Source organism: Microbulbifer sp. ABM4_008, assembly GCF_056311705.1.
Map to the genome: position 1 here is coordinate 1965374 of NZ_CM149970.1, position 20077 is coordinate 1985450.

The window sequence follows — 20077 nt, forward strand, 5'->3', positions numbered from 1 at the left end:
GGCCGGCTGAAGAAGGCCGAGCACCTTTGTACAGAGGGGAGACTTTTTGGATAAGCTCCGCGTCAAACCCCGATGACTATTCAGTTTAGTGTGCCGCATCATACCGAAGTACTCGGTTTTCGGCACTCCTGCGGGCAGCAATTTTTTGCCTGATTTTACGCATGCTTTGTAAACAAGAGTAAAACGCATTGCGAGCGATTTTGGGGGGCGGATAATGCACGCAATAAATCTCTATTTTTTATGATTAAACGTTTAATTTCGGTGATATTCCTTGTCCTTTTACCGTATTTTGGCAATTTGTGTTCCGCTGCTTGTCAGCTGTAGTTCGCAGCCAATTGAGACCATTCAACCCGATGAAAATTTGGGGTTACCAGAATCTTTTCGTGCATCGGGCACTGTCGCACCGAGTTTGCGCTGGTGGCGAGATTTGGAAGATCCGCAGTTGGACAATTTGGTACAGCTGGCACTGAAAGATAATCCGGATATTCAGGCTACCTATTGGCGATTGGAGCAGGCCGCAGCCACCGCGCGGGGAGCGCGATCGGGCCTTTGGCCAAGACTGACCGCCAGTATTGAAAATACTGAGCAGCGCTACTCTTCCGGCGAGTTCACCGATCCCTCTGCGGAGGGCAATAGTTGGAGTACCCGTATCGCCGCCAGCTATGAAGTGGACCTTTGGGGGCGGGTCCGTGCCGGTGCCAGTGCAGCAGAGGCGGCTTACCTGGCCCAGGAACAGAATTTACAGACGGCAGCCTTGACCCTGGCGAGCGAGGTGGCAGCTACCTGGTTGGAGTTGCGGGAGCAGTGGGGGCAGCGGGATTTGCTGCAACAACAGCTGGAGATCAATCGCAAAAGCCTGAAGGTTCTGGAACTGCGCTTTGGTCGCGGCGTCTCAGGTGCAGCCGATGTTTTGCAGCAACAGCAGCTGGTCCAGCAGTCACAGCAGGAACTGGATGAGGCGGAAGCGGATGCCGAAACTCTAAAAGTACAGTTAGCGGTGCTTTTGGGTATCAATGTCGAGGAACTTAGCAGCATTATTCACGAACAGGCCGGGTTGCCTGCCTTACCAGCCCTGCCAGAGACCGGCGTGCCATCGCAATTGCTATTGCGCCGCCCGGATGTCGTTGAGGCGCAGCGAGACCTTTTACAGGGCTATCACTTAGCCGATGAGGCCTGGGCCGATCGACTGCCCGTATTTAGTTTGTCTGCGGTAGCCAGCAATGGCACCAGTTTAATTAGCGATGTGACTGAAAACTGGCTTTTGGCCATTGCAGCCTCCATTGAGGGGGTGATTTTTGATGGTGGCGCCTTGGCATCAGCCCGGGAGCAACAGGACGCCGTTCTGCAGGAGCGCTGGGCGCTCTACCGCAGTGCAGTCAATGAAGCCTTGTCTGAAGTAGAGCAGGCCTTGATTCGAGAGAGCCTGATCGAGCAGAGACTTAACCATCTACGTGAGCGTGAGCGTCTCGCAGACCTTTTGGTTCTGCGCCAAAGCCGCGCCTATGCGCGGGGAACCATCGACTTCCTCAATGTGTTGACCGCGACGAGTGAACAACAGAGTTTGGCGCGACAAATCTTGTCTGCCGAGCGCGAACTGATTGAAAACCGAGTAGTACTTTACCGCGCGCTTTCCGGCGGGATCCCCCAGGCGGATCTTCCAGCCCCCGAGCCAGTGGATTTGGAGTTGTACCTGGAGGGAAATAACTGATGTTGCAGAAACTCAATTGGCGCCTGCTGATCCCCATAATTTTGGTGGTGTTGGCATTCTTGGCCTTCAACTGGATGATGCGGGAAAAACCATCGGTCAGTCGCGGTGAGCGCAAATCGCCACCGCCGACAGTCGATGTAGCCGTTGCTGAGCAGGGTCGTTTTCCTGTAACCCTGAGCGCGCTGGGTAAAGTGAGTGCCCGAGAGTTAGCGGAGTTGGAGCCCCAGGTACAGGGGCAGGTGCAATGGCTCGACTATGATCTGGGCCCCGGAGCCGTAATGCCAAAAGGGCAGGTGCTGTTGCGTATTGACCAGGAGCCCTACCAGTTGGCCCTGATGACTGCCCAGAGTGCCCTCGCCGAACGCCGTGCTGAATTGCAGCAGGAGCAAGGACAACAGCAAGTTGCTCAAGAGGAATACGAGCTTCTTGGCACAGCCCTGTCTGGAACGGATAAGGCTCTGGTATTGCGCGAGCCTCAGAGAGCAGCAGCAGAGGCGGCAGTAAAATCCGCAGAGGCAAATGTGGCCTTGGCTAAACGCGATCTTCGGCTTACCGAGATTCGCGCCCCATTTGATGCCCTGGTAGTTGAGCGTGATGCCGATGTCGGTGATCGCGTCTCTCCGGGAGATACTCTCTACAGCCTCGCTAGTGCTGACCGTTTCCAGATTGCCGTTGAGGTTCCCGCGTCGCAACTGCACCGGCTCGGACGCGGTGATGTTGAAGTTCGAATTTACGGCAGCCAGTGGCCGCAGGGCGTCTACCGCCGCGGTGAGTTTGTCCGGGTTATCCCGGTACTGGAAGAGCAGGGTCGTCTCGCCAGTGTGTTGGTAGAGCTGGAAGACCCGCTTTCCGTGCAGGATCCGTCCCAGCCGCAGCTGCTTCTCAACGATCTGGCGAAAGTAGAGATCGTTTCCCAAAGTGAGGATGAACGTGTGCGAATCCCCCTCACTGCGTTGCAAGACGGCAACAATGTGTGGGTGGTTCGCGAGAACCGCACCACGGTTCTGCCGGTAGAAGTGGCCTATATGAGCGGCGACTTTGCAGTCCTGGAGCAGGGGCTCAGCGGTGGAGAAGCCTTAGTGACGACCCGGTTGGTAACCGTTACTGAAGGTATGCCGGTGCGAATTGCCGGAGACAGTAATCGCCAGCAGCGTCCGCCGATAGATGCGGCTGCCTCTGCGGAACGCCCGCCAAGACGCGGCCCCGGTGGACCCAACGCTGGGGGCGCAGATGACTGAACAGAATAGATCCAAAGATAAGGTCGATACCCGCACGGGCGCCATCGCGTGGATGGCACGCAACCACGTAACTGCCAATTTGTTGATGTTGGTCTTCTTGATTGGTGGTTTGATTTTTTCGACCATCGTTAAAAAGGAAGTCTTCCCGGAATTCAGCCTGGATACTGTGAGCGTGTCCATCTCCTATCCCGGTGCCAGCCCTGAGGAAGTCGAGCGCGGTGTACTGGTGGCTGCGGAGCAGGCGGTGCAGGGCTTGGTAGGCATCAAAGAGATGACCGCGAGGGCCAATGAGGGTAGTGCCTCTTTAACCCTGGAGCTGGAAGGCGATGCTGATGCTGCCCTGGTGTACCAGAATATTCAGCAGGCTATCGATTCTGTTACCACCTTCCCCACAGATATTGAGCAGCCCCAGGTCAGTCTCGCCGAGCGCAAACGGGATGTGCTGGATCTCGTATTACACGGCGATCTTACTGAACAAAACCTGCGCGCGTTGGCGATGCAGGTTTACGATAAGCTCGAAGCACACACTGGTATTACCCAGCTGGAAGCGCGGGGGATGCGGGACTTGCAAGTGGCGATCGAGGTTCGCCGCGATGACCTGCGTCGCTATGGGCTTACCCTGCTGGAAGTGGCAAACATCGTAGAAAATGCAGCGGTAGATATTCCCAGCGGCAGTGTTAAATCTGATGCGGGGGAGATATTGGTCCGGGTGACCGAGCGCCGCGATTGGGCTCGAGAGTTTGGCGATATTGTTATTGCCCAAGGTATTGGTGGCGGTGCCGTTTATTTAAAGGATGTTGCCAATATCAGCGATGCGCTTGAGGAAGAAGCGCGCAATATGGTGTTTAACGGCGAGCCAGCTATCAGTATTAAGATCTACCGGGTGGGCGACCAGACACCAATGAGTGTCAGTGAGGCTGCCCATGAAGTCGTTGATGAGGTTAGGGCAGGCCTGCCCCCGGGTGTGACCCTGACAGTTCGCGATGACGACTCGGAAATTTTCAAAGCGCGTCTGACCCTGCTGCTGAAGAACGGATTTATCGGGCTCTTATTAGTATTTGTTGTGCTCGGAGCCTTTCTGGAATTGCGGTTGGCTTTTTGGGTAACACTGGGCATTCCTACCAGCTTCCTGGGGGCATTGCTATTCCTGCCTGGGCTCGATATTTCCATCAGCATGGTAAGTATGTTTGCCTTTATTATCGCCCTTGGAATAGTGGTGGATGATGCAATTATTGCCGGTGAAAATATCCACGAGTGGCGACAAAAAGGCTACAGCAATCTGGAGGCTGCCGTTGCCGGTGCCCGCCAGGTATCGGTACCGCTCACATTTGCGATTCTGACTAATATTGTCGCCTTCCTTCCATTGATGGCCTTACCCGGCTTTATGGGCAAGATCTTTGGTGTGATTCCCTTTGTGGTGGGCTCGGTATTTATTATTTCCTGGGTGGAAGCCCTGTTTATTTTGCCCGGTCACTTGGCCCACTCTCGTCGCGGTTATAAAAGTCGCCGGGCGCGCCGCTTTGCTGCGCGGCAGAAAATGCTGGCGCGGGGATTGGATCGTTTTGTACAGCAGCGCTTTAGACCCTTCCTTGATATATGTATCAAGCACCGCTACACCACTATTGCCGTGGCGGTAGCGGCGCTGCTGGTGGTTGGCGGCTATGCGGCTAGCGGCCGTATGGGCTTCACCTTGATGCCCAGGGTGGAGCGTGACTCCGGTCGCTTTGCCGTCACCTTTCCCACCGGAACGGCCCAATCCCAGCTGGAAAAAGCGCGCTCGCAGATTATTACTGCTGCCGATAAGGTGCTCGAGCAATACGATAAAGAAAAGGTCTTCCTGGGGATTCGCGGTTTGATGGGCGATGACGCGATTATGGTGGACGCTTTCTTTGTTCCCGCAGATGAGCGTCCTTTTTCCACCGGTGAGTTTATTCGCGCCTGGCGCCAGGAAGTGGGGCCTATTGCCGGTGCCCTTAGCGCAACAACAGCTTCTGACCGTGGCGGTCCCGGCGCTGGCTCCTCGTTAACCGTGGAGCTTCGCCATACTGACACGGATACCTTGGAGCAAGCTGCGATACGTTTAGGGGATGAGTTGGAGAAATTCCCGAATGTCAGTGATATCGATCCCGGTATTTCCCTCGGTAAAACCCAGTTGGACCTTACGCTGACTGAAACGGCCAAAAGTTTGGGCATGTCTGCGGAGGATATTGGTCGCCAGTTGCGGGCAGCGTTGTACGGGGCTGAGGCCCTGCGCCAACAGCGTGGCCGGGATCAGGTGAAGGTCATGGTACGTTTGCCTGAGGATGAGCGAGCCAATATCAATGATGTGAATAGCATTATGATCCGGGCCAGCAATGGACTTTGGATGCCCCTGCCAGATCTGGTAAAAATTGATAAAGGGCGCGCCTATGCCACGATTAATCGCCGGGCAGGCCGCAGGGTTACAACAATTACCGCCAATGTGGAGCCCAGTGACCAAGCGACACTCGTCATTAATGAGCTGAATGAAAGTGTGGTCCCCCAATTGAAAGCTGAATTCCCCGGCCTAAGTGTTTCTTATGAGGGACGCCAAGCGGAGGAGCGAGAGGGGCTGGCAAGCCTGGCGATGACCTTTGCCCTTGCGATGGCGGTGCTGTACTTGCTATTGGCAATTCCCTTAAAGAGTTACGTACAGCCGTTGATCGTAATGGTGGCGATACCCTTTGGTGTGATCGGTGCGTTACTTGGTCACTTGGGCATGGGGTATGGACTCAGTATGGTGAGTCTGCTGGGTATGGTGGCACTGGCCGGAGTTGTGATTAACGACACTCTGGTAATGATTGAGTACAGCAATCGTCTCCGAAATGATGGCGCTGATTTGGAAAGCGCTATCAAGGGAGCGGCAGCGCGGCGTTTTCGCCCGATCGTATTGACCACCATAACAACTTTCTGCGGCTTAATGCCGATGATCTTTGAAAGCTCGGTGCAAGCGCGCTTTATGATTCCAATGGCGATCTCGCTGGGCTATGGAATACTCGCTGCCACAGCGATCTCATTGTTATTGGTACCCTGCCTCTATTTAATGATGGGTAAAGATATCCCCCAGTTGTTTACAAGGTTGAAAAATATCATCGCTCGCCTCGGTAGTAGCGGTGCAATCACACAGAAATAAATTCAACGGTAGCCGGTATCTTCTTACCGGCTTTTTTCCTCAGAAATTTAATTTTATGACTGATGTTTAACTATCAGTTTCCAAATTGCGTTTCTGTCTTCCTGAATACCACCTTCATTTAAATTTCCTTTATGACCTGGAACTGCGGTAGCTGAAATACTGCTCCAGTTCAATGTTATGAAATTATTTCCCGGCATACTTCCAATTTAGCAACTGATTTTCAAGTAATTCAAATAACAGAAAATTTTGACCAAATTTGAAAGACAGAGAAATGAATTGAAAGTTAGTTTTCGGATTTTAATAAGTATAAAAGGTAATGTTCAGTGTGCAGCTCAATAAACAAACATAACGCCCAGTCCTTAGATTTTGAATCGGGAGAAATGGGAGCTGTATCATCAGGAGATACAGTTTGCGATTTGATCGAAAGACAAAAGCTAAAGAATCCTGATCAGGTCGTTATTGTCGATGGCAACACAGAAATAAATTTCACTCGCCTGATGAAACGGGTCGATGGGATTGCCGCTGAGTTGGTAAATCGAGGAGTTGAGCCTGGTTCCTTGGTTGGAGTCTGTATGAGTCGATCCTGGGAGCTGGTCGCGGCTCTACTTGGCGTAATGCGTGCAGGTTGTGCTTATGTCCCATTGGACCCAACTTATCCGCTAGAGCGGGTACGATATATGCTCGAGCACTCCAGAGCTGCCGCAGCAATTGTCGACTGTGACGATAACGCAAACTTGTGCCTTGGCGTGAAAGAACTGTTATGGATCGATGAGTTGCGAGAGCAGGCACCGGAGTTTCTACCGGAACATACCAGGCCGAAAACGAGTGATTTAGCCTATGTAATCTATACATCCGGCTCTACTGGAAGCCCGAAAGGGGTTGCTATCGAACACCGAAGCCTTATCGCTCTCAGTAAGTCCATGAGTGAGCTGTTGAGCGATGGAGAGCTAGAAGGCGTTTTGGCTTCGACCTCAGTTTGCTTTGACCCCTCGGTGATGGAAATTATCGGGACTCTTTCTCTGGGCGGCCGAGTTATATTGTCGAAGAATATTTTGGAGCTGCCAAAACTTCCCTTTCGAGAACAGGTGCGAACTTGTATCACCGTTCCATCAGCGGTTCAGGCTTTACTTTCGATAGACAAATTGCCTCAGGGAGTGCGTTGCCTGATTTTTGGGGGTGAAGTACTTAAGCAATCCCTAGTTGAGCAAATATATGCGGGGGCTGAACAACTGCGGATAGTTAATGTTTATGGCCCCACAGAGGACACGGTTTACTCAACTTATTCAGAAGTTAGCCCAGATAGCGACCAAATTACGATTGGAAGGGTGGTTTCAAGTTCACGCGCATATATTTTGGATGAGAGATTAGAGCCAGTTGCTCCCGGAGGGGAGGGGGAGTTGTATTTGTCTGGTGACAAGCTAGCTCGGGGCTATTTAAATGATGAGCATCTGACCGAGGAGCGTTTTATACCGTCTGCCTCCAATCCCCGAATTTCCGACCAGCGCTTGTATAAAACGGGAGACCTGTGCCGATGGACAGCAAATGGAGAAATAGAATACTTGGGGCGCGCCGATTGCCAGGTGAAAATTAGGGGCTATCGTATTGAACTTGAAGAAATAGAATCGGCAATTGAGTCTATGCCGGGTATTGATGTTGCCGCTACTACCGTTATAGATGGCGGGGCCGGACAGAAGATTTTGGTGGCCTATATTGTTGCTAGCGAAAAGACAATTACCGAAGTAGCAGTAAAAGAGTTTCTTGAACAGCGCCTTCCTAAATATATGGTCCCCCAGTTTGTCAAGCATCTGCAAGAGTTACCTCTGCTACCCAACAATAAGCTGGATCGCAAACGATTAGCCCTCCTTGAAGGAGAGCTTGTCGTCCCAACTGAAAGCAATTTGGCTGCAAACGATGATATTAACCGAAGCCGTGGAATGGGCGAGCATTTCGCAGATTTATCAGTAGACAGCGAGGCAATTTTTACTTCAATTATCCAGGGTGAGGTGGCTTCCATCATGAATCACCCAAATCCGGAGGTTGTGCTCCCAGAGATAGCCTTCGACAAGCAGGGCCTGGATTCGCTGACAACATTAGAATTGGCCAGCCGATTGAGTCATAGCATTGGACACCCCCTATCTGCGCAGACAATTTTCGATTATCCCACGCCGAAGCTATTGGCTGGCTATATGCTTGATTTGACGGAAGGTAAGATCAGTGGTGAGTCAGCTAATGAGGTTGCCAAATCTGAAATTGATGCGCTGGCTAATTTCCAGTCCCAGCTCCAGTTGAGCCATCCAACTTTCCAGGCCGCAAAGGCGTCATCCTGGTCTGCTTCTGACAAAAGTAAGTTGGTACAGGCGGTGATAGCCATGGCAAACAATCAGAAGAGGAATCCTTACAGTAAAGTTTTACGTACAGGTAGTGGGACGCACGGCACTGTTACAGATGTTTATAACGATGATACCCAGGATGCAATTATTTGGACGACCAATCTCTACCTTGGCCTGAATAGAGATAAAGAAGTTATCGAACAGGCTTCATCCGCTGTACAGCTTTTCGGGACAGGAATGGGCACTTCAGCGGCGGCATCGGGCCTGACGGACCTTCACCTCCAGTTTGAAATGGAGTTTGCTGATTTGGTAGGCAAGTCTGGAGCCTGCTTGTTTCCAACGGGTTATACGGCCAATGTCGGGGTGGTGGCAGGAATATTAGGTAAAGATGATGTTGTGGTTATAGACCAACTTTGCCATGCCTCAATTGTTGATGGGGCCCGTCTCAGTGGTGCCAAAATTAGAACTTTCCAACACAATAATGCCTCTGATCTGGAGTCAGTGTTGGAATCTGAAGTGTCTCCCTACCGAACCACGCTAGTGGTTCTCGAGGGCGTTTACAGTATGGGGGAAGGTGCTGCACCGGTAGCTGAAATCGTGCGTGCAGCAAAGAAATACAACGCCTTGACCTTAGTCGATGAGGCGCACTCATTCGGTTTTTATGGTGAGCGTGGTGCCGGCATCTGTGCGGCTCAAGGTATTACTGATCAAGTTGACTTTATTATGACAACACTCAGTAAGTCGCTCGGTAGCCTTGGGGGTGTGGTTGCTGCGAGTAAGGAGTACGTTGACTTGCTGAGGTCCTCAGCCAGGGCATATATCTTTCAGGCTTCTATCAGTCCTGCAGATATTGCAGCCGCATTGACTTCTTTGCGTCGGATTAAATCTGACGATGGACTGCGTGATCAATTGTGGGATACGACCCGCTATATGCGCCGGAAATTCGAGCAGGCCGGATACGATTTGGGAACAGGTGATGGGCCTATTATCACACCCCATTTTAAAGATAAAGATAAACTATATGGGATAGTCCAAGCGCTTTATCAGCGCGGTATTCAAACCTCGGCTGTCACTTACCCGATAGTTGAGAGCGGCCGCGGCCGCCTGAGGTTGATCTGCTCGGCAGCTCACACGAGGGAGGATGTTGATAGGACCGTGGAAGCTCTTATTGAGGCTGAAAAAGAGGTTGATGCTCAATCCCAGGAAGCAAAAGAGGAAGCTATGGATTTGGGGCAAGCCCTCGCTGAAATTGGTGAGTGGGCAAATACCTTTTCTAACTTCTTACAGGAATATATCAATCGACTATCCAGCCCCGTGCCCAACTTGTGCTTGTCCGTGAGTGTTACTGAACAGTTTGAGCCGGTGAGGATTTTAATTGATGGCGGCAAAGTAATCTTGAGTGATCTCTCGGTCAACGACGTTCCTTTTTGCTCAGTAACGCTAAGAAACCAGAGATCTGTCACGGCCTTGCGGCTTCACGATGTTCAGTCGCTGCTTGATGATATTTGTACAGGTAGCTGCACCTTAAGCGGTCAGGTTGAGCCATTTATATGGTGGGTCGCCCGTATTCTAGATTTAAGTGTGGAGGTAAATAACCCTGTAGACTGTGGATTAGCTAGAGAGCGGGCGATTCATTAACTAATGAGGGGCGAGGTTTAAAGTTATGGGCCTTTCAGCTTATCCTGATGGGCCCATGTCTGTTGTCACTGGCGGAGTAGGTCGGTTACTTATTTGCCTGATTTTTCACTATGCTACGCCAGGGAGTTTGCGCCAGCTCCAGCGGATTAAAACAAATACTAATATCGATGCAGCTGCTGTAATGTAAAACGGTAAGCGGGTATCAACTTCCATTGCCATGCCCCCCGCGAGCGAAATCAAGCTTGCTACCAGCGTGAAGCCCGCAGTAGCTATTCCCATCACCCAACCCTGTTCCGTTTCATCGACACTATTGGCAAATATATTTAAGAGGGCGGGGTAAGCGAGCCCAAAGCAAAGGTACGCGAAGAACACACTGAGATAGCATAGCCAAATATGGCTGCTGAATACGAAGACTAACGCGCTCGCTCCCATCACTAAGGCGGAAACTGTAACTACCAGGGGTTTGGTCCAGCGGGACAAAACAGACTTGACCATAAAGAGGCTGGAAATTGCCACCGCAATACCCATAGTCAGCATGGCCATACTGGTTATTATCAGGCCTGCCTGGAATCTACTGCTTAAATAGTTTGTGATAAATATATAAAAGCTGAGATGCACCAGCATGAAACAGAGATAGGCAGGGCAAAGTCGGACAACCCGAGGACGGTCCTTCAGATGTATAAACTGAGTAAATAGATCCAGAAAGCGAAGCCTAAGCTGCATCGGGGCTTGCCGGGTATCGTGATAAAAGGTCAGGATCAAAAACAAAGTAATAGCGACAAGTACCAGAGCAAAGTAAAAGGGTAGTTGGATACTGGCTATGCTCCCCAATAGCTCCCTGTCTGCCAGGACTCCTGCCATAATCGGTCCAGCTACAGCCCCAGCACTCATTCCGGCTACCAATAACCCTAGGTTCTTGGAGGCTTCCAGCTCACTTTGGCTGGCATCAATCATTGCTGCTTGAGCAATAGGTTGGTTTCCCGCAGTAAAGCCGCTGATCACTCGTCCGAGAATAAGAAGCCAAAGGCTATTGCTTAGCAAAGAGAGGACAGTGATAGCGTATCCGGCCATGGCCCCCACCAAACACAGCACCATGGCAGTTTTGCGTCCAATATTGTCAGACAGTTTGGCGATATATACGGACCCAACAAACCACGCCAGAAAGAAGCTGCTGATCACAACTCCATAGTACAAGTGCCGAGTTGATTGTGGCGTATCAGTAGGTAGGAACTGGAATTTTGTCGACATAACCAATTCATTGATGATCGGGAACAGCAATCCCTGACCCATCAGATCTACAAAAACTACTGCCAAAAGGGCTAAACGGCACATGGCAGACATAACCACTTCCTCCCCCAGCTTCAGCTTTGCTGCCTAAAGCAAGATAGCAGGTGATGAATAGGTAACGGAGCCTGTCATTGAGCAGCGTAAGCCAGGTAAGAACGATAGAGCTATTTGAGACTAAGCGCACGGTTAGTTACCCGGGAATAAAGGCGGTTAAGACAGTTGAGGCTTGCTCTATATATCAGAATTCAAGAGAAGCTTCTCCTATTTCTGGAAGTGACGATCTATCTCTTTGATTTTTATAGGGTTGATAATGTTATAAAGAGCAGAAAAGGCAGGTAGATATATAGCGCCTGCTTTATATCTACCTGTTGAGAATTATGTCAAAGCTCTTAACTTTTTGATATTATTGGGTTTTTGAGGTTATCTTGAAAGAAGTGAGTAGAATTATATAGAAAGTTGATATAAAGACGCTTCACCGGGTATTGCAAAATATATTTTCTGCGTACAGTGGTTATTTATCTAAAACTGCGCAACCACTAAAAAATTTAAAGGCTATCTCCTCGATACAAGAATGCCGTACAAAATCGATGGGAAGCAGTTATTATCGTTGTAAGCACAACCATGTCACTGAACAGCATCATTCTTGTAGGCATAGAAGTTGCCCCCTCTGCTCAGGCAGAAAACAGCTCCAGTGGGTTGATCAGCAGCGTCGTAAATTATTTGATACAGAACATTTTCATGTGGTCTTTACTATACCTCATGAGTATCTGCCGTTATGGCAATACAACGAAGAGAAGGTTACAGATATACTCTTTTTGTCGAGTAAAGAAACCCTGTTTGAATTAATGGCGAGTAAAGACTATCACGGAGTAACTCCCGGGATGCTTATGGCTCTGCATACTTGGGGAAGACAGTTAACTTTACATCCCCATATACACTGTTTGATAACTGCTGGCGGCTTGACTTTAAGGGAAAAATGGAAAGAAACAGGTGAATATTTATTGCCTGTGCGAGTGGTTAAGAGTCTTTATAGGGGAAAATTTCAAGCGCTTTTATTAGAACAGTATCGTGCCGGGTTACTCAAGCTTCCTCCCAGTTGGTCAATTGGCCAGTTTGATATCCTCTTTAAAGCTTGCTATCGCAAGGAATGGTTGGTTCGTATTCAAGAACGATATGAGCATGGTCAAGGCGTTCTGCTGTATTTTTCACGCTACATCAAAGGTGGCCCGCTTAAGCCAAAGCAGATATTAAACGTGGATCATAAGGGGCTGGATTTTCGTTATTTTGATCACCGTGACCAGCGACGTAAGCAACTTCGGTTAAAGCCTCAGGAGTTCTTAAGACGTGTCTTGCAGCACATACCTCCAATAGGAAAACACATGGTACGGAGTTATGGATTATATGCTGGGTGCAATAAGAAAAAGCACGATCTATGTAGTAATCAAGTGGGTTTAATGAAAGATCAACGACTCCCAGCTGGATTGCAAATCCAAGATCTGATGGTAGAGTGTGGGCAGTGCCATGAATCTACAAAGTTGACTGGCCGAGTGTGGTCTAAGGCGAAAAAAGGAATTTCCTTTATAAAGGGGGCGGCTCGGCAAGATAGTGCCGGCGGGAATGTACAACATGGCGATGAACCAGACACTGCAGGAATGGGCCTCTTTAGTTCGGCCTAAATTCAATGCCAGGTCATTTTTTTTACCGCCTGCAGTGCAGGTTATCTAAGCGTTAGGCATACAAGATGATTCCCGCAGGTTACATGTATAAAGCAGTAGTATCTAAACCTGATTGGCTTAAGACCGATCAGGTAAAGGATATATATTCTGTTAGCGGCTGCGTATCTGAAGACTTCGACGAATGGATCAATTATTGGAAGCATAATGGCTATTGGTTTTTTGATTCTCCTGAAATTATCGAAAACCTAGCTAAAGAACATAAGATTGATCTGAATGAAATGAAGTTGTTCTTTTATAAGGTATATGAACAGCAATGGAATGATGAAGTTTTAGAGTGGGAGCAATTCGAGCCTGAAGAGTCATTTGAAACCAATGTTCAGCTTCCAGAGTCGCCAATACTCGAGGGCTACGATGTAACCACATTTACGGCTCAAACATACGCTGAATGTTCTCCACTTTCATGCAACCATATGGCCGAGGAGTTTAAGGTCAGCTCACACTGCTTATTAAATTCATTTGAAGAGGCAAAGCATCTTATTGAATCAGGGGCTTTCAACCAGTGTGAGCCTGGCCCGTATCGTATATTCGAGGTTTATCGTGTTGCAAATGCCTAACAAGTGACTATGGTTACTCGTCAAGTTTTTAAGCCATACTTTCATCCCAATAGGTGTTATTTTTCACCATCGTATTCAGGATGGTAATCTGCTTTCTCATGCAGGCAATCAGAGCAACCTTTTTAGGTTTGCCAGCGTCGACTAATCGCTTATACATCGGCTTTAATTTGGGATGATGCTGAATGGCTGACATGATGGAGACAAACAAAACTGTTCGTACACGATGCCTTCCTCCTCGAATATATCTCTTTCCCTGGAAGCTGCCGCTATCACGGTTCATCGGAGCGATACCTACAAGTGCAGCGATTTCTTTACGGTTCAATTTTCCTAGTTCGGGAAGTTCACTCATCAGCGTATAAGCCAATACATTTCCGACCCCTTTGGCACTCAACAATAGGTCGCGCCTTTGCCGCCACTCAGACACACTGTTAACCAGTTTATCCAGTTGCTTGTCGATACCTTGTAACTCTTTCTTGATGGTGTTTAGAATGGTCTGGATAGGTTTGTGTACTGATTTCGGCATCCTCTGAAGCCGATTCTTTTGCATTGTACTCATCTCTAAACACTGACTTCTTACAGCCAGTAAGTCACTGATCTCCCTAAGCTTTACTGGCTTTAGCTCCGATAGTCTTGGCTTCATGGCCTCACCAAAATGTGCAATATCCATTGCATCTAGCTTGTCAGTTTTGGCGAGGCGCCCTGCGGATTTAGCGAAGCTTCTTATCTGTGAAGGGTTGCAAACAACAACAGGTAATCCTGCTCTGTCAGCGGCGCAAACAAACTCTAATTCGAGTCTTCCTGTAGACTCTATTAATACTCTTTGAGGTTTAAGAGGTTGTAATTGTTTAATGGCATCCTTAATGCCATTTTTATCATTGGCAACACTAAAGAATTGGCCAGTAGGTCTCACATAAATATCGAGTTGTTTACTGCTGGTATCGATACCGACATTGATCTCTTGAGGTTCCATAAGATAAGCTATCTCCGCCTTGCTATTCGGGCTCGAGGCCCACATGACTATCCGAGTTATGCCTAGTGAGTGCTTATCACGTTCATACTTGTTATCGGTCTTTTACGAACCAGTCAAGCAGCGAACTGTGATAAACAAGGCCTTCGGTGGCCGCCGAAGGTGGGTCTCAATTTACCCGTTAACGAAAAGGATTTTCAACATCAGAATCAGACAAGAGCAATCATACAAGTCAATCAACTACGCGCCTACGGCGCCGGACGCAGCAAAGCTACGCCGGTTATTGAGGCGTTAAATGTCATCATGGATATCAAGCAAAAAGTTAAAGAATTAATCAATGAAGGTTACGTAGAAGGCGAACTTGAGATTGATCCGCTTTGGTACATTATCTGGAAGCCTGAAGAAATTGATCAGTTCAATAAAGAGTATCAATTCTCAGAATATGCTCCAGAATTCACTGGCTTCGGGGACAGCGGAAGCAACGAAATATTGGCAGTAAATGCAAAAGGCGAAGTATTTACAATTCCATCCATCGGTATGGAATCACAGTATGCTGATAAGATCGCCGATAGCATTGACGACCTTAAGCAGTACATGAAGAAAAACATTTAACAAGCGCAGGTTGTCGGACTGGCTTTTCGCTGCGCTCCAAACCAGCCGCAACTGCGGGCGTTAGTGCGTCAAGCTAAGCTTGATGCTTCTTGCAGGGTGGAAGTCCCTGTCGGGTAAGGCCTAACCAGCCACCCGTATCGAGTGTTGCGCGTAGGGCGGAGCAGAAGGAAAAAAAAAATATACTCATTTTTTTCTCACTGTGAACAAACTATGTGAAGCGTACACAGAGAATTCTATAGGCCATAGGGGTTATCGTGATCCTGAAGTGCTGGTATCGCTCCGATAATAAAGTGAGCTCCGATCGACGAGATGTGTAACGCCATCGAAGTCCAGGCAAAGCAACCGCATTGGTGAGGTTGTGGCGGATCGGCGGGGTTATCAAGCCATGGCATGTAGAAAGAGAGGTATTGAGAACTTGAGAGATCCGAGCAGGTTCCTGAAGGAGCAGGTAGGGAAGTTAAGCCTAATGGTGAAACCAACGAAGACCACTCGGAAGTCGGATCAGCTCATAGTAGTCCGAGAGCGGGAAAGCCGCTTACATGGCGAAGGGGCTGACAGTAATATCGGTGTGCAACAGAAACATAGTCCGGACAAAGTAGGGCTGGATACACTATGACAACCGCCTTGCACGCCATCGCATTTAAAGCACAGAGCCACCCCACGCACAGGTTTCAGAATTTATACGGACTGCTAAATTCCAACCTGCTGTATCAAAGCTGGGGCCAGCTCAACAAGCAGGCCCGCTGCGGTATTGATGGAGTAACAACCGAAGTTTACCGGCAAGGTCTGCCGCAAAATATCCAATGCCTACATCAACGGCTGTGTGACAAACGCTACCGTACCCAGGCGATTAAGCGGGTATTGATTCCCAAAGGCAACGGCAAGCAGCGCCCACTGGGGCTGCCTACGGTGGAAGACAAACTGGTGCAGCAGAGCGTAGCGCAGCTACTGCAAAGTATCTGGGAGCAGGATTTTCTGCCCTTTAGCTACGGCTACCGCCCCAGGAAAAGCGCCCACCAAGCCGTACATAGCCTTGGCTTAAACCTGCAATTCAAAGGCTACGGCTACATCGTTGAAGCCGATATTAAAGGCTTCTTTGATCAGCTGGATCACGACTGGTTACTGCGCATGCTAGCCCTTCGTATCGACGACAAAGCCCTGCTGACACTGATTAAACAGTGGCTTAAGGTGCGCGTGCAAACTCCAGATGGTAAGTTCAGTAAAGCGGCAGCAGGCACCCCGCAAGGTGGCGTGATCAGTCCGGTACTGGCGAACATCTATCTGCACTACGTCCTGGATTTGTGGTTCGAGAAGAAGGTTAAGCCGCGTATGCGTGGCAGAGCCATGCTAATCCGGTACGCCGATGATTATGTAGCGGCTTTCCAATTGAAAACGGATGCAGAGCGCTTTTACCGGGTACTACCGCAACGGCTGAACAAGTTTGGCCTGCAGTTAGCCCCCGAGAAAACGCACCTGAAGCGCTTTAGCCGCTTCCATCCGGGCCGAAAACGGCAGTTCCAGTTTCTGGGTTTTGAGTTCTACTGGAGCTTGGACGTCAACAAACGTCCCAGGCTCAGGCGCCGGACTGCCGCAAAGAAACAGAAGGGCACAATGGAAGCGCTCTACCACTGGATCAAAGCCAAGCGCAGTGAGCGTCTGAGAGAATGGCTGCCCACACTGAAGCGCAAGCTACAAGGCTTCCAGAACTACTTCGGTCTGCCAGACAACAGTCGAAGCTTGTCCCGTTTGTACAGCTATGTTCTACACAGCATACACAAATGGCTCAATCGACGGAGTCAGCGCAAGAGTTATAACTGGAATAGTCTAAAGGAAATGCTGGGATATTTTGGGCTAAAGCCACCGCGAGTATACAAACGCAGTATACTTGTGGACTGGTATTAGGGTTCGTGCTTTACACGAGCGAATATATTACTGAAGAGCCGGATGCGGTAGTTCCGCACGTCCGGATCTGCGTGGGGGCAGTTAGGGTAACCGGCTGTCCTACCACTACTCCCAACCTCTTCCAGAGTTGCTAGCTACTCTCAATGACCGAATGAATATGCTTGCGAAAATTCTCCGGTAGTTGCGAATAGAGTCGATCAATAAAAGGGGGAAAGGAATCTGTGCAAAGTGGTGCAGGTTCTCCACCCCATACACCTCCGTTAAAGTAATCCCAACCGCCTCACACCATACCGGCAGCAGGTCCGCCGGAACTCTTTGTACGCCCGTTTCCATTTTCGAAATTTGAGATGACGCAAGCCCCAGCTGTCTTGCCGGCTGTGCAATCATCATCCTCTCCCGTTTCCGTACGTTGCTCAGGAGATCGCCTAGTGATCCGGCCTCAAATATCGAGGTGCGTTTGGCGGCTTGTCGTCATAAGGCAATAAAGATGGCCGGTGTTAGGTGACACAAGATTGAGATAGGGCTAGCAGTTACAAGGAGTTGCGCATGCCTATAAAAGCGCAAGTGGAGCAATTGCAGCGGGTCGCAGGCCTGTGTGTGGCCCTGGAGCGGGTAACAGGCTGCCCTGATTTAGCGGGAATGGATGCCGTGTTAAAGCTGATAGGTGAGGAAGTGAGCACCACTATCCAGGGGGTGATTTATTCGGCTGAGTCAAAAGGAGGTGGCGGCGCCGAGATGGCTTGAGTACAAAATACCTGTGAGGCCCTGGAGTCACACTGGCTACTTGTCTTTATTGGGTGCTCGCCACTACACTGTATAAAAATACAGTATATTGCTAGAGCACATGAAACTTTCCCCTCTATACGGCAGTGGCGTTAGCTGCGGCTTTCCTTCGCCAGCGGATGACCACAAAGAAGCAGCGCTGAGCCTGGATCAACACCTGATAACCAGCCCGGCGGCGACATTCCTCGCCCGCGCCAACGGCGACTCTATGCAGAACCTCGGCATCTTTGACCGGGATCTGCTGGTAGTCGACCGATCATTAACGCCAATACACGGTGATGTGGTGGTGGTTGCCCTCGATGGGCAGTTAACGTGCAAGGTGCTCGACCGCCAACAGGGCCGCCTGCTATCAGCCAATGATAAATACGCACCGATTCCCATTTGGGAGGGGCAGGAATTGATTGTTGAGGGAGTGGTCAAGGCTTCCGTGCGGTACCACCGGTCCTGCTGATGTTGGCACTGGTTGATTGCAACAGCTGCTATGCCAGCTGCGAACAGATATTCCGCCCCGACCTGCGCGGGCTTCCGGTGGTAGTCCTTTCCAATAATGATGGTTGCGTGGTGGCTCGCTCGAAAGAAGCCAAAGTGTTAGGTATTCCCGATTTGCAGCCGTTCTTCAAGATCGAGCATCTGTTGCGAAAGCACGGGGTAAAGATCTTCTCGAGTAACTACGCCCTGTACGGCGATATTTCCCACCGGGTAATGATAACGCTGAAGCAGTACAGTCCAGAGGTTGAAGTCTATAGCATCGATGAGATGTTTCTGGATCTGCATGGGTTGCAAGAGTGTCTGCTGGATTACGGCCAGCAAATAAGGCAAACCCTTTGGCGGGATGTTCGCATGCCGGTGGGCGTTGGCATTGCTCCCAGTAAAACCCTGGCCAAGCTGGCAAATAGAGTCGCCAAGAAGATCCCCAAGTGTCAGGGCGTCTGCGTCTTGGACTCCCCCGCAAAGTGGCAATGGCTGCAGCGGCGCACTGAAGTAGGTGATGTGTGGGGTGTAGGCAGGCGCCTATCAAAGCGACTTGGGCACCTGGGTATCAAGACAGCCTATGACCTAGCACAAGCCAACCCGAAAATTCTACGCAGCCATACGAACGTAAATATTGAGCGCACGATAGAAGAGCTAAATGGCATTAGTTGCTTAAGCCTGGAAGAGCAGCCACCAGCCAAGAAACAGATCTATTGCACGCGCTCATTCGGCGAAAAGCTCACCGATCTGCAGCCGATACTGCAGGCGGTCACCTTGTATGCGAGTAGGGCAGCAGAGAAGTTGCGGGCCCAGGATTCCCTGGTAAAGTCTATCCATGTCTTCCTGCATACCTCACCCCATGAACCGCATTACTACAGCCGCAGCACCGTAGTGCAAACTCCATACCCTACGGATGACACACGGTTGATAGTGCAGCTGGTAAAGCGTGCGATTACAGAACTGTTCCTGCAGGGGCATAGATTCCTGAAAGCGGGGGTGGGGCTGGTAGAGCTTATCCCCCGCTCGCTGGGCCAGGGCGATATGTTCACCACAGGTCAGCCAATACGATCAGGTGAGACCATGCAGGCTATCGACCAGATCAATCAGCGGTTTGGCCGGGGCACCTTGTTTCTGGGGGCTGAAGGTATCGACAAGAAGTGGAAGATGCGACAGGAGCATCGATCGCCAGCCTATACGACTCAGTGGGACCAGCTACCGGAGATTACGGTCTAGCTGCTGCGTAAGCGTATGAGGTCTTTGTAAGGTTGAGGGTCGAGCGGTTGTGGAGCCTGCAAAAGAGCTAAATCGATCTGGTGTTTACGTGAAAGGGCAGGCGGTAAAGACGTTGGTGCGCTGCCGCAGTTGGTGCGTATAGAGTTTGCGTCGTCTGAAGCGTTATGGGCCTACAAAAGATAAGTAGGGGAACTAGTGGGGGAATAAAAATAGCAGAAACAAAAAAGCCCTGAAAAATCAGGGCTTTCTGTATGAATAATGGCGGTGGGGCAGGGATTCGAACCCTGGGACCTGTTACAGTCAACGGTTTTCAAGACCGCCGCTTTCGACCACTCAGCCACCCCACCAAATTGTGCTGCGCATTATACATAGCTTCTCGGGATGTACAAGCGCCATTTTTATTTTTTTTATATAGTTCAATAAGTTAGGTGATTTATTGACCAGCTCAAGGCTTGCTGTCAGGTTGA

General features: G+C 49.9%; 13 protein-coding genes and 1 tRNA gene. 11 read left to right on the plus strand and 3 right to left on the minus strand.

What is annotated here, in order from left to right; translation table 11 throughout:
* Window positions 1–271: 271 nt before the first annotated feature.
* The 4 genes from ACYX4J_RS08600 to ACYX4J_RS08615 all read left to right on the plus strand — a co-directional run bounded on the left by ACYX4J_RS08600 (window position 272) and on the right by ACYX4J_RS08615 (window position 10065).
* The gene (locus ACYX4J_RS08600) at window positions 272–1708 is read left to right on the plus strand and encodes an efflux transporter outer membrane subunit (RefSeq protein ID WP_476178367.1); all 1437 of its coding nucleotides are present in this window, start codon (window positions 272–274) and stop codon (window positions 1706–1708) included.
* Window positions 1708–2946, plus strand: a complete 1239-nt coding sequence (locus ACYX4J_RS08605; RefSeq protein WP_445358500.1) for an efflux RND transporter periplasmic adaptor subunit — start codon at window positions 1708–1710, stop codon at window positions 2944–2946. Before ACYX4J_RS08600 ends, ACYX4J_RS08605 begins: the two co-directional genes overlap by 1 nt.
* The gene (locus ACYX4J_RS08610; RefSeq protein WP_476178368.1) at window positions 2939–6097 is read left to right on the plus strand and encodes an efflux RND transporter permease subunit; all 3159 of its coding nucleotides are present in this window, start codon (window positions 2939–2941) and stop codon (window positions 6095–6097) included. Before ACYX4J_RS08605 ends, ACYX4J_RS08610 begins: the two co-directional genes overlap by 8 nt.
* Window positions 6098–6513: 416 nt before the next feature.
* Window positions 6514–10065, plus strand: coding sequence for an amino acid adenylation domain-containing protein (locus ACYX4J_RS08615; protein WP_476178369.1), 3552 nt, complete (start codon window positions 6514–6516; stop codon window positions 10063–10065).
* A gap of 108 nt (window positions 10066–10173) precedes the next feature.
* Here ACYX4J_RS08615 and ACYX4J_RS08620 read toward each other — a convergent pair whose 3' ends face one another.
* On the minus strand, window positions 10174–11406 hold the full coding sequence (locus ACYX4J_RS08620) for an MFS transporter (RefSeq protein WP_476178370.1): 1233 nt from the start codon (window positions 11404–11406) through the stop codon (window positions 10174–10176).
* A gap of 428 nt (window positions 11407–11834) precedes the next feature.
* Between ACYX4J_RS08620 and ACYX4J_RS08625 the strand changes: the two genes are divergently transcribed.
* Both ACYX4J_RS08625 and ACYX4J_RS08630 read left to right on the plus strand, forming a co-directional pair.
* The gene (locus tag ACYX4J_RS08625; RefSeq protein ID WP_476178371.1) at window positions 11835–13028 is read left to right on the plus strand and encodes an IS91 family transposase; all 1194 of its coding nucleotides are present in this window, start codon (window positions 11835–11837) and stop codon (window positions 13026–13028) included.
* Window positions 13029–13093: 65 nt separating this feature from the next.
* A complete protein-coding gene (locus tag ACYX4J_RS08630) occupies window positions 13094–13642 on the plus strand; it encodes a hypothetical protein (RefSeq protein WP_444917894.1) in 549 nt (182 codons plus the stop codon).
* Window positions 13643–13670: 28 nt separating this feature from the next.
* Here ACYX4J_RS08630 and ACYX4J_RS08635 read toward each other — a convergent pair whose 3' ends face one another.
* A complete protein-coding gene (locus ACYX4J_RS08635) occupies window positions 13671–14612 on the minus strand; it encodes an IS110 family RNA-guided transposase (protein ID WP_445361041.1) in 942 nt (313 codons plus the stop codon).
* A 159-nt stretch (window positions 14613–14771) separates the two neighbouring features.
* On the opposite strand from ACYX4J_RS08635, the gene ACYX4J_RS08640 reads away from it, so the two are divergent.
* The 5 genes from ACYX4J_RS08640 (at window position 14772) to ACYX4J_RS08660 (ending at window position 19610) form a co-directional block, all read left to right on the plus strand.
* Window positions 14772–15221: a hypothetical protein gene (locus ACYX4J_RS08640; RefSeq protein WP_476178372.1), complete on the plus strand. Its 450-nt coding sequence runs from the start codon at window positions 14772–14774 to the stop codon at window positions 15219–15221.
* 612 nt (window positions 15222–15833) lie between these two features.
* Window positions 15834–17123, plus strand: coding sequence for a group II intron reverse transcriptase/maturase (gene ltrA / locus ACYX4J_RS08645; RefSeq protein ID WP_444914012.1), 1290 nt, complete (start codon window positions 15834–15836; stop codon window positions 17121–17123).
* Window positions 17124–17669: 546 nt separating this feature from the next.
* Complete coding sequence (locus ACYX4J_RS08650; protein WP_444908053.1) at window positions 17670–17867, plus strand: hypothetical protein; 198 nt, start codon at window positions 17670–17672, stop codon at window positions 17865–17867.
* A gap of 100 nt (window positions 17868–17967) precedes the next feature.
* Entirely contained in the window at window positions 17968–18357 is a 390-nt protein-coding gene (locus ACYX4J_RS08655; RefSeq protein WP_444908054.1) for a LexA family protein, read from the plus strand.
* On the plus strand, window positions 18357–19610 hold the full coding sequence (locus tag ACYX4J_RS08660; RefSeq protein WP_444908055.1) for a Y-family DNA polymerase: 1254 nt from the start codon (window positions 18357–18359) through the stop codon (window positions 19608–19610). Before ACYX4J_RS08655 ends, ACYX4J_RS08660 begins: the two co-directional genes overlap by 1 nt.
* Window positions 19611–19869: 259 nt before the next feature.
* Here ACYX4J_RS08660 and ACYX4J_RS08665 read toward each other — a convergent pair.
* Window positions 19870–19957: transfer RNA gene (locus tag ACYX4J_RS08665), tRNA-Ser, on the minus strand.
* Window positions 19958–20077: the final 120 nt, after the last annotated feature.

Excerpts from the sequence above, each read along its gene's own strand:
- ACYX4J_RS08605 (WP_445358500.1), top strand. The coding sequence starts at position 1,708 with ATGTTGCAGAAACTCAATTGGCGCCTGCTGATCCCCATAATTTTGGTG.
- ACYX4J_RS08630 (WP_444917894.1), top strand. The coding sequence starts at position 13,094 with ATGATTCCCGCAGGTTACATGTATAAAGCAGTAGTATCTAAACCTGAT.
- ACYX4J_RS08660 (WP_444908055.1), top strand. The coding sequence starts at position 18,357 with ATGTTGGCACTGGTTGATTGCAACAGCTGCTATGCCAGCTGCGAACAG.
- ACYX4J_RS08655 (WP_444908054.1), top strand. The coding sequence starts at position 17,968 with ATGAAACTTTCCCCTCTATACGGCAGTGGCGTTAGCTGCGGCTTTCCT.
- ACYX4J_RS08610 (WP_476178368.1), top strand. The coding sequence starts at position 2,939 with ATGACTGAACAGAATAGATCCAAAGATAAGGTCGATACCCGCACGGGC.
- ACYX4J_RS08635 (WP_445361041.1), bottom strand. The coding sequence starts at position 14,612 with ATGGAACCTCAAGAGATCAATGTCGGTATCGATACCAGCAGTAAACAA.
- ltrA (WP_444914012.1), top strand. The coding sequence starts at position 15,834 with ATGACAACCGCCTTGCACGCCATCGCATTTAAAGCACAGAGCCACCCC.
- ACYX4J_RS08620 (WP_476178370.1), bottom strand. The coding sequence starts at position 11,406 with ATGTCTGCCATGTGCCGTTTAGCCCTTTTGGCAGTAGTTTTTGTAGAT.
- ACYX4J_RS08650 (WP_444908053.1), top strand. The coding sequence starts at position 17,670 with ATGCCTATAAAAGCGCAAGTGGAGCAATTGCAGCGGGTCGCAGGCCTG.